This is a genomic window from Pseudomonas avellanae BPIC 631 (genome assembly GCF_000444135.1).
GTDB lineage: Bacteria > Pseudomonadota > Gammaproteobacteria > Pseudomonadales > Pseudomonadaceae > Aquipseudomonas > Aquipseudomonas avellanae.
Genome location: NZ_ATDK01000394.1, coordinates 1 through 9222, shown reverse-complemented (window position 1 = coordinate 9222; position 9222 = coordinate 1). Strand labels below are relative to the sequence as shown.

The 9222-nt window shown below is 59.3% G+C and carries 10 protein-coding genes; all 10 read left to right on the top strand.

The genetic code is table 11. From position 1 onward, the window contains the following. The first annotated feature begins 317 nt into the window (after nt 1-317). Genes DW49_RS0122815 through DW49_RS01000000128780 form a run of 10 tightly spaced genes read left to right on the top strand, consistent with a single transcriptional unit; the run spans nt 318 to nt 8967 of the window. Nucleotides 318-1274: a YbgA family protein gene (locus DW49_RS0122815; protein WP_005615213.1), complete on the top strand. Its 957-nt coding sequence runs from the start codon at nt 318-320 to the stop codon at nt 1272-1274. A 5-nt stretch (nt 1275-1279) separates the two neighbouring features. Further along, nucleotides 1280-2188 carry a MerR family transcriptional regulator gene (locus DW49_RS0122810; protein WP_003379213.1) on the top strand — a complete coding sequence of 303 codons (909 nt, stop codon included), beginning with the start codon at nt 1280-1282 and terminating at the stop codon, nt 2186-2188. A 9-nt stretch (nt 2189-2197) separates the two neighbouring features. After that, entirely contained in the window at nt 2198-3646 is a 1449-nt protein-coding gene (gene phrB / locus DW49_RS0122805) for a deoxyribodipyrimidine photo-lyase (protein WP_005615211.1), read from the top strand. Beyond that, nucleotides 3639-4061: a nuclear transport factor 2 family protein gene (locus DW49_RS0122800; RefSeq protein WP_005615210.1), complete on the top strand. Its 423-nt coding sequence runs from the start codon at nt 3639-3641 to the stop codon at nt 4059-4061. Before phrB ends, DW49_RS0122800 begins: the two co-directional genes overlap by 8 nt. Then, nucleotides 4058-4846 carry an SDR family NAD(P)-dependent oxidoreductase gene (locus tag DW49_RS0122795; protein ID WP_005615208.1) on the top strand — a complete coding sequence of 263 codons (789 nt, stop codon included), beginning with the start codon at nt 4058-4060 and terminating at the stop codon, nt 4844-4846. The genes DW49_RS0122800 and DW49_RS0122795 overlap by 4 nt, the downstream gene beginning before the upstream one ends. Beyond that, on the top strand, nt 4843-6090 hold the full coding sequence (locus tag DW49_RS0122790; RefSeq protein WP_005615206.1) for an NAD(P)/FAD-dependent oxidoreductase: 1248 nt from the start codon (nt 4843-4845) through the stop codon (nt 6088-6090). The genes DW49_RS0122795 and DW49_RS0122790 overlap by 4 nt, the downstream gene beginning before the upstream one ends. Continuing rightward, nucleotides 6087-6887 (top strand): DUF1365 domain-containing protein, encoded by an 801-nt coding sequence (locus tag DW49_RS0122785; RefSeq protein ID WP_024420451.1) that lies wholly within the window; start codon nt 6087-6089, stop codon nt 6885-6887. Before DW49_RS0122790 ends, DW49_RS0122785 begins: the two co-directional genes overlap by 4 nt. Then, nucleotides 6874-8142, top strand: a complete 1269-nt coding sequence (locus DW49_RS0122780; RefSeq protein WP_003379206.1) for an SAM-dependent methyltransferase — start codon at nt 6874-6876, stop codon at nt 8140-8142. Before DW49_RS0122785 ends, DW49_RS0122780 begins: the two co-directional genes overlap by 14 nt. Beyond that, nucleotides 8135-8638: a DUF2878 domain-containing protein gene (locus DW49_RS0122775; protein ID WP_005615202.1), complete on the top strand. Its 504-nt coding sequence runs from the start codon at nt 8135-8137 to the stop codon at nt 8636-8638. The genes DW49_RS0122780 and DW49_RS0122775 overlap by 8 nt, the downstream gene beginning before the upstream one ends. A gap of 14 nt (nt 8639-8652) precedes the next feature. Then, on the top strand, nt 8653-8967 hold the full coding sequence (locus tag DW49_RS01000000128780; RefSeq protein ID WP_032606853.1) for a YkgJ family cysteine cluster protein: 315 nt from the start codon (nt 8653-8655) through the stop codon (nt 8965-8967). Nucleotides 8968-9222 lie beyond the last annotated feature (255 nt).

The following is a 9222-nucleotide window of genomic DNA, read 5'->3' as shown; positions in this document are numbered from 1 at the left end:
GACTGACTTTGAAGGATCAAAGTAGGCAAAGCCCCCGCTCCGTTTCCGGCCCGACTTCGTCGGGTTCCTTCGTGATTAAAAAGCGCTTTCGTTTATATGCAGTGATTATGAGCAAGGCATGACGCTGTGTTGCGGCACAGATGTGACGCGGAGCGTCACGAAATGCATGTTAACGCAGCATTGGCACTAGGCAGTTGGGCGCAGCCTTCAAAACCCTCTACAAAGAATTTGACTTGTACACCTATCCCCCTATGATGAGGATAAGTTGTACAGCACAGTTAATCTGTACAAGTCTTCTGTAGAGGTGACGGATGCCAATGCCTGCAATCGAAAAACCCAAACTCGGGATCAGTGCGTGTCTGATGGGTGCCGAGGTTCGCTTCAATGGCGGGCATAAGGAATCTCATCTGTGCACGCAGGCGCTGAGCAAGTATTTCGATTTTGTTCAGGCGTGCCCCGAAGTTGCTATCGGTCTGGGTATCCCGCGTAAGCCGATCAGGCTGGTGGGCGATGCCGAGCACCCCAAGGCGCTGGGCACGGTCAATCGTGAGCTGGATGTTACTCAGGCGTTGGCCGATTACGGCATTCAGATGGCGGACGAGCTGGGTGATATCTGCGGTTATATTTTCATGCAGAAGTCGCCGTCCTGCGGTCTGGAGCGGGTCAAGGTCTACCGTGAAAACGGCGCGCCGGTTGACGGCGGGGGGCGCGGCATCTATGCGCAGGCCTTTTGCGAGCGTCATCCTAACCTGCCGGTCGAAGAAGACGGGCGTCTGAACGATGCCGTGCTGCGCGAAAACTTCGTGACCCGTGTGTTTGCCTACGCGGCCTGGCAACAATTGTTGAAGGACGGCATCACCCGTCGGGCGTTGACCGAATTTCACTCGCGCTACAAATACCAGCTGATGGCCAACGACCCGGTGCAGTACAAGGCGCTGGGCAAGATGCTGGGCAACATGGGCCGCAGCGACCCCAATGAAATCGCCCCGCTGTATTTCAGCGAGCTGATGGCCGCGCTGAAAAAATGCGCGACCCGGCGCACCCACACCAACGTTCTGCAACATCTGTGCGGCTATCTGAAACAAACCATCAGTGCCGAGGACAAGCAGGAAATTCAGGAAGTGATCGGCCAGTATCATCAGGGCATCGTGCCGCTGATCGTACCGCTGACCCTGCTCAAGCATCATTTTCGCCAACACCCGGATCCTTACGTAGCGCTGCAGGTGTACATGCAGCCTCATCCGGAAAACCTCAGCCTGCGAAATGCGATTTGATACCCATGAATGAAGCACAAACAGATACCGAGCTGCCGGGCGACTGGCTGCCGATTCGGGAAGTTGCACGGCAGACCGGCGTCAATGCCGTAACCCTGCGCGCGTGGGAGCGCCGTTACGGGCTGATCGTCCCGCACCGCACGGCCAAAGGTCATCGGCTGTACTCGGACGAGCACGTGCAGCGGGTCATGAAGATCCTCACGTGGCTCAATCGTGGCGTGTCTGTCAGCCAGGTCAAAAGCTTGATTGATGACAACCTTCAGGACGCCCTGCCGCCGACCAGCGACTGGGACGCGCTGCGCCAGACGCTGCTGATTGCCATCGGCGAACTGGCCGAGCGCCGGGTCGACGACGTGTTCAATCAGGCGATGGCGCTGTACCCGCCACGCACCTTGTGCGAACAACTGCTGCTGCCGCTGCTCGCTGAACTGGAGCAACGCTGGCAGGGCAAGTTCGGCGCGCAACTGGAGCGCACGTTCTTCTACTCGTGGTTACGCAGCAAGTTCGGCGCGCGCATTTACCACAACAACCGCCAGCTCAGTGGCAGCCCGTTGCTGCTGGTCAATCAGTCCGATCTGCCGCTGGAACCGCATCTATGGCTGGCCGCCTGGCTGGTGAGCAGCGCCGACTGCCCGGTGGAAGTGTTCGACTGGCCCCTGCCGGTCGGCGAACTGGCGCTGGCGGCTGAATACCTCAAGCCACGTGGCATATTGCTCTACTCCAGCAAAGCGTTGAACGTCGGCCAACTGCCCCGCTTGCTGGCCAATATCACCTGCCCTGTAGTGCTCGGCGGACCAACGGTGAAGATCCATAACGCCGAGCTGCTCGTACAGGCAAACGAGATAGCGGGTTTGACCCTCGCCCATGATGCGCTCAGCGCTCAGACCGAGCTGGGCAAGCTCGGACTTATCTAAGGATTTCTCATGCAACTGATTTGGCTGCGTAGCGACCTGCGCGTTCACGACAATACTGCTCTGACGGCCGCCCTGCAGCGCGGCCCGACGCTGGCGGTGTACCTGCTCAGCCCGACGCAGTGGCGCAACCATGACGACGCCGATTGCAAAGTGGACTTCTGGCTGCGCAATCTGGTGGAGCTGGAAAAAGCGCTGGGCAAGCTGAACGTGCCGTTGCTGATTCGTGAAGCCGACACCTGGGATCAGGCACCTGAAGTGCTGTCGTCACTGTGCAAACAGTTAAACGTCGAGGGCCTGCACCTCAATGAAGAATACGGCATCAACGAAACCCGCCGTGATCAGGCGGTGCAGCAGGCAATGCAGGCGGACGGTGTTCACTTCACCAGCCACCTTGATCAATTGCTGTTTAAGCCGGGCAGTATCCTGACCAAGACCGGCAACTATTTCCAAGTGTTCACCCAGTTCAAAAAGGTCTGCTACACCCGCCTGCATGAAGCCATGCCGCGGACGGTACACACCCCCGAAGCGCAGCAGCCACTGTCGATAAAAAGTGATGCGATTCCGGACCAGGTCAAGGGCTTCACCACGCCGTCGAAAAGCCTGCGTGACCTGTGGCCCGCAGGTGAGGTCGAGGCAAGCCGGCGGATTGAAGCGTTCGCCGACGAGCAGATCAGCTACTACAAAGACGAGCGTGACTTTCCGGCCAAGCCCGGCACCAGCCAGTTGTCGGCCTATCTGGCCGCAGGCGTGATTTCGCCCCGCCAGTGCCTGCATGCAGCGCTGGCCAGCAATCAGGGCGAATTTGAGACTGGTGATGTCGGAACCGTGACCTGGATCAATGAGCTACTGTGGAGAGAATTCTATAAGCACACGCTGGTAGGCTACCCGCGTGTTTCGCGTCACCGTGCATTTCGGCCGGAGACCGAAGCGCTGAAATGGCGCGACGCCCCCGAAGAACTGCTGGCGTGGCAAGAAGCCCGTACCGGGCTGCCGATCATCGATGCGGCCATGCGTCAGTTGCTGGAAACCGGATGGATGCACAATCGGCTAAGGATGGTCGTGGCGATGTTTCTCACTAAAAACCTGTTGATCGACTGGCGGGAAGGCGAGCGCTTTTTCATGCGCCACCTGATCGACGGCGACCTGGCGGCCAATAACGGCGGCTGGCAGTGGAGTTCGTCCACAGGCACCGATTCGGCCCCCTACTTCCGCATCTTCAACCCGCTGTCGCAATCGGAACAATTCGACCCCGAAGGCGTGTTCATCAAACGCTGGCTGCCGGAACTGGCTGACCTGAACAAAAAACAAATCCACGACCCAGCCTCTGTGGGCGATCTATTCGGCATCGCCGATTACCCGAAGCCCATCGTCGACCTGAGCAAAAGCCGCGCCCGCGCTTTGGCCGCCTTCAAGGCACTCCCGGCTCGCCAACCCGCTGCGGGAGCTGACAATGGCTGAGTTCCTGCACCGCTTTGCGCAAGGCTTTGCGGCGCTGAACAAGGACAACCTTGATCAGGTCGCCGAGCTGTACAGCGAAGACGTGTCATTCAGTGACCCGATGCACGATATCCAAGGCCTTGCCGCCATGCAGCGCTACTTCGCCGAGCTGTACGCCAACGTGCGCGATCTGCATTTCGACTTCCATGCCTTTGACGAGGTCCGGCCGGGTGAAGGCTATCTGGTCTGGACCATGAGCTACTCGCACCCGCGCCTGGCCGGTGGCCGGACGATTCGCGTCGAGGGCTGTTCGCACCTGAAATGGCGCGACAAGGTTTACCGCCATCGGGACTACTTCGATGCCGGTGCGTTGCTCTACGAACACTTGCCTATCATGGGTCGAGCCATCCACTGGCTGAAGAAGAGGTTAGGATGAACACTCCCGTTGCACGACGCATATGGTTGACCGGGGCAAGCAGCGGCATAGGCCTGGCCCTGGCCAAGGAGTTGCTGACTGCCGGACATCGGTTGGCCTTGACCGCCAGGACTCTGGAGCCCCTGCAGAACCTGGCCGCCAGTCATCCGCAGCAGGTGTTGCTGGTCACCGGCGACATCACCGACGGCCTGCAAGTGACCGCCATGGCCGACCGCATCGCCCAGGAATGGGGAGCGCTGGATACCGCGATCCTCAATGCGGGCACCTGTGAATACATCGACACCCGCCACTTCGAGGCGGCGATGGTCGAGCGCGTCGTGCGCACCAATCTGCTCGCCAGCAGTTACTGCATTCAGGAAGCCCTGCCGCTGTTGCGCAAAGGCAACCAGCCGCATTTGGTCGGCGTAGCCAGCGCGGTCACCTTCCTGGCACTGCCTCGTGCAGAAGCCTACGGCGCCTCGAAGGCTGGCCTGCGTTACCTGTTTGAAGCCCTGCGCATTGATCTGGCCAGCGAAAATATTGACGTGACCATTGTCAGCCCAGGGTTTGTCGATACACCCCTGACGCAGAAAAACGATTTCCCCATGCCGATGCGCTGGCCCGTCGAAAAGGCAGCACGGTACATTGCCGATAACCTCAAGCGTGTGCGACGACCGCTGGAAATTGCCTTCCCGACGGCTTTCATCCTCAGTATGAAACTGCTGGCCCTGCTTCCGGTGCGCGTCAGATTCGCCATCGGCAAACGCATGGCCCGCAGCGAGTCGGGTAATAAGGACACTCAATGAAAATTGCAGTCATTGGCAGCGGTATCGCCGGGTTGACCAGCGCCTATCTGCTCAATCGCGGGCATGAGGTGACAGTCTTCGAGTCTTCCGACTGGATCGGCGGGCATACCCACACGGTTGATGTGCAGGTCGAAGGCCGCGCCTATGCCATCGATACCGGTTTCATCGTGTTCAACGACTGGACCTACCCGAACTTCATCAAATTGCTGGGCCAACTGGACGTGGGTTTCAAGCCTGCCGAAATGAGCTTTTCGGTGCACGACCCGCGCACCGGCGTCGAATATAACGGCAACAACCTCAACAGCCTGTTTGCCCAGCGCAGCAACCTGTTGTCGCCCAGGTTCTGGGGCATGCTGCGCGATATCATGCGCTTCAATCGTCAATCGGTAGACGACCTGGAAAACCAGCGTATCGCGGCCGACACCACGCTGGGCGAATACTTGAAAAACGGTGGCTATGGCCAGCGCTTCATTGACCACTACATCGTGCCGATGGGCGCGGCGATCTGGTCCATGTCGCTGGCGGACATGCTCGGGTTTCCGCTGCAATTCTTCGTGCGCTTCTTCAAGAACCACGGCCTGCTGTCTGTCACCCACCGCCCGCAATGGTGCGTGATAGAAGGCGGCTCCAGAAGCTATATCGAACCCCTGACGGGGTCGTTTCGAGAGCGCATTCGCCTGTCCTGCCCGGTCACTCGCGTGGAACGCGACAGCGAAGGGGTGACGGTGCACAGTGCCCAAGGCAGCGAGCGTTTCGATCAAGTGGTGTTCGCTTGCCATAGCGACCAAGCGCTGGCCATGCTGGCAGAGCCGTCCAGTGCCGAGCAGTCGGTGCTCAGTGCCCTGCGCTATGCCGAAAACGATGTGGTATTGCACACCGATACACGCCTGCTGCCTGACCGCCGCCTGGCCTGGGCTAGCTGGAACTACCGGCTTGGCGGCGCCGAGCAGCAACTGGCCGCCGTCACCTACGACATGAACATCCTGCAAGGGATCGAGAGCGCTACCACGTTCTGCGTCAGCCTGAACCAGACCGATGCCATCGACCCGACGAAGATTCTCGGTCGCTACCGCTATGCGCACCCGCAATACAGCCTTGAGGCGATCGCGGCACAGGCGCGCTGGCAGGAAATAAACGGGGTCGATAACACCTGGTACTGCGGCGCTTACTGGGCCAACGGCTTTCACGAAGACGGTGTGGTCAGCGGCTTGCGCGTTGCCCAGGCCTTCGGTGAAGCGCTGTGAACAGCGCCCTTTACAGCGGCTGGATCAGCCATCGGCGCTTTTCACCGCGCGCCCATGCGTTCACCTATCGAATCGGGCTGATCTATCTGGACCTGGATGAGCAGGACGCCGTGATGGGCCTTTCGCCGCTGGCGGGCAACAAGCGTTTCGCACCCTTTTCATTCCGTGAGCGCGACTACCTGCCGCAACTGACCGGGCGCGGCGTGCCGCTGATAGAAGCGGCACGCGAACTGGTCGGTAAAGCGCTGGGGCACATGCCACTGGGTCGCGTCTGCCTGCTGACCCAGGCGCGCAGCTGGGGCTTGTCGTTCAACCCGGTGAGTTTTTTCTACTGTCACGAGGCCGACGGCACATTGGCGGCGATCCTTTGCGAAGTCACCAATACCCCGTGGGGCGAGCGTTACAGTTATGTACTGCCAGCCACCGGCGAAGGCCACCAGCATTTTGCCGTGGCCAAGGCCTTTCACGTTTCACCGTTCCTGCCACGAGATCTTGAATACCGCATGAGTTTCAGCCAGCCCGCCGAGCGTATCGGCGTGCACATGGCTGACTGGCAAGGCGAACTGAAGATGTTTGACGCCACGCTCAACCTCACGCGCCAGCAGCTCAGCCGCAAGACGCTGCACCGCTACCTGATTGCTTATCCATGGATGACTGCAAAAACCTGTCTGGCGATTTACTGGCAGGCCATGCGCCTGCTGGTCAAACGCATCCCCATTTTTTCCCATCAGGCCGCCGACGGCGATTACCGTGCTGCCGCCGCGCAACCCAAGGATTCACGCCATGAAAAGCAGTAGCAGTAGTTTTTCTGCCAATCTGGGTACCAATGGTTTGACTGCAAATATCCTGCGCAAAGGGGTGTTGCGTCAGCTCGCCAGCCTGCGCAATGGCCAGTTGGTGGTTATCGAAGGCGACGAGCGTCACGTGTTCGGCAAGGCCGGCGCGCAGATCCACGCCGAAGTGCATATTCTCGACTCGGCCGCCTGGGGCATGATTGCCAGCACCGGTTCCATCGGCGCTGGCGAGGCGTTTATCCACGGCTACTGGACCACGCCGGATTTGACGGCAGTGGTGCGCCTATTCGTCAGTAATATGGATGTGCTGGATGCGATGGAAGGCGGCATCGCGCGCCTGACCCGGCCGCTGATTCACAGCCTGCACTGGCTCAATCGCAATACCCGTAAAGGCTCGCAGAAGAACATCGCCGCCCATTACGACCTCGGCAACACGCTTTTCGAGCAGTTTCTCGACCCGACCATGATGTACTCGGCCGCACAGTTCCTCAGCGACGATGACACCCTGGAACAGGCTCAACTGAACAAACTGGAGCGTATCTGCCAGAAGCTGGCCCTGAAACCCACTGATCATCTGCTGGAAATCGGCACCGGCTGGGGCAGCATGGCGATTTATGCCGCGCAGCAGTATGGCTGTCGCGTGACCACCACTACCCTGTCCAGAGAACAGTTCGCCTACACCGAGCAACGGCTGATCGAACTGGGCCTGCAGGATCGAGTCACGCTGCTGCTGACCGATTATCGCGACCTGACCGGTGAATACGACAAGCTAGTGTCCATCGAAATGATCGAAGCGGTCGGCCACCGGTTTTTGCCGACCTACTTCAAGCAATGCGCCAGCCTGCTCAAAAGCAACGGCATGATGCTGCTGCAGGCGATCACCATTCGCGAGCAGCGTTATGCACAGGCCAAACGCAATGTGGACTTCATCCAGCGCTACATTTTCCCGGGTGGCGCCCTGCCCTCGGTGGCGAAGATGCTCGACATCGTCGGCAGCGACACCGACATGAACCTGCTGCACATGGAAGACTTCGGCCTGCACTACGCGCGCACGCTGCGCTTGTGGCACGACAACTTCAAGCACGCTCACGGCACACTCACCGAACTGGGTTATGACGACTACTTCCTGCGCCTCTGGGAGTTCTATCTGTGTTACTGCGAGGGAGGTTTTCTGGAGAGAACGATTGGCACCGCGCAATTGCTGCTGGCCAAACCGGATGCACTGCGTGAGCCATTGCTTGGGCGCTTCAATGCTTAAATCACTCGCCAACGCGCTGTTGTTCCAGATCGGCTGGTTCGCCTGCGTGCTGGGTGGCAACAGCTATTGGCTGTTGATCGCCGTGGGCGTGCTGGTGGTGCATTTTGCGTGGGTCAGTTCATGGGCAGCTGAAGGCAAGCTGATTGTGAGCGTCACGCTGGTGGGTGTGGTGCTCGACAGCCTGTTGATGGTAATCGGTGTTTTCGACTTCGAGACCGGCGGCTATCTGCTGCCGTTATGGCTGGCGTTATTGTGGGCGGTCATGGGTACCACGCTCAATCATTGCCTGGCATGGACCGCCAGGCCCATCTGGCGCGCTGCCGTACTGGGCGCTATTGGCGGGCCGATGTCGTACTATGCCGGCTCACAACTGGCGCAGGTTCATCTTCCTCTCGGATTTTGGCCGAGCATGGTGCTGCTGGGGCTGGTCTGGGCGGGTGTATTTCCCCTGCTGCAATGGCTGGCCGCCCGCGCACCAGGCCCATCAGCCAGATAACCGGGAGACACGCTCTGAACGCCACGCTTATTCCGCTCGCAGAGATTCACAGCGAAACGGAAGTCACCTGCTCGACCTGCGCAGCCTGCTGTTGCCAACTGGAAGTGATGCTTATCACCGACACGGGCGTGCCTGAGCGCTACATCGATACCGACGAATGGGGTGGCGAGGTTATGTTGCGCCTGGATGACGGCTGGTGTGCAGCGCTGGATCGCAACACCATGATGTGCACCATCTACGAGAGACGGCCATTGATCTGTCGCGAGTTTGAAGCGGGCGCGGAAGATTGCCTGACAGAACGCAAAGGGATTGCGACGGCTTATCTTTGATAAGTGCTGCTGACTTGACTGATGACTCTCGTTCCCGCGCTCATCGTTATACACAACTCTGCTTTGGATTCTGGCCGGAGGCACACTGGGAGCGAACTTGTTCGCGAAGGGGCCGGTATAGTTGCCGAAAATGCATCATTATCGTTGCCACGCTCCGCGTGGTAATGCATTTCGTGACGCTCTGCGTCACACAGCGGTTTTGCGATGTCAGTTGGATAGATGCAAGGCTCAAGTGCCCTTTTCGCCCCTCGGCGA

Excerpts from the sequence above, each read along its gene's own strand:
- DW49_RS0122815 (WP_005615213.1), top strand. The coding sequence starts at position 318 with ATGCCTGCAATCGAAAAACCCAAACTCGGGATCAGTGCGTGTCTGATG.
- DW49_RS0122810 (WP_003379213.1), top strand. The coding sequence starts at position 1,280 with ATGAATGAAGCACAAACAGATACCGAGCTGCCGGGCGACTGGCTGCCG.
- phrB (WP_005615211.1), top strand. The coding sequence starts at position 2,198 with ATGCAACTGATTTGGCTGCGTAGCGACCTGCGCGTTCACGACAATACT.
- DW49_RS0122800 (WP_005615210.1), top strand. The coding sequence starts at position 3,639 with ATGGCTGAGTTCCTGCACCGCTTTGCGCAAGGCTTTGCGGCGCTGAAC.
- DW49_RS0122795 (WP_005615208.1), top strand. The coding sequence starts at position 4,058 with ATGAACACTCCCGTTGCACGACGCATATGGTTGACCGGGGCAAGCAGC.
- DW49_RS0122790 (WP_005615206.1), top strand. The coding sequence starts at position 4,843 with ATGAAAATTGCAGTCATTGGCAGCGGTATCGCCGGGTTGACCAGCGCC.
- DW49_RS0122780 (WP_003379206.1), top strand. The coding sequence starts at position 6,874 with ATGAAAAGCAGTAGCAGTAGTTTTTCTGCCAATCTGGGTACCAATGGT.
- DW49_RS0122775 (WP_005615202.1), top strand. The coding sequence starts at position 8,135 with ATGCTTAAATCACTCGCCAACGCGCTGTTGTTCCAGATCGGCTGGTTC.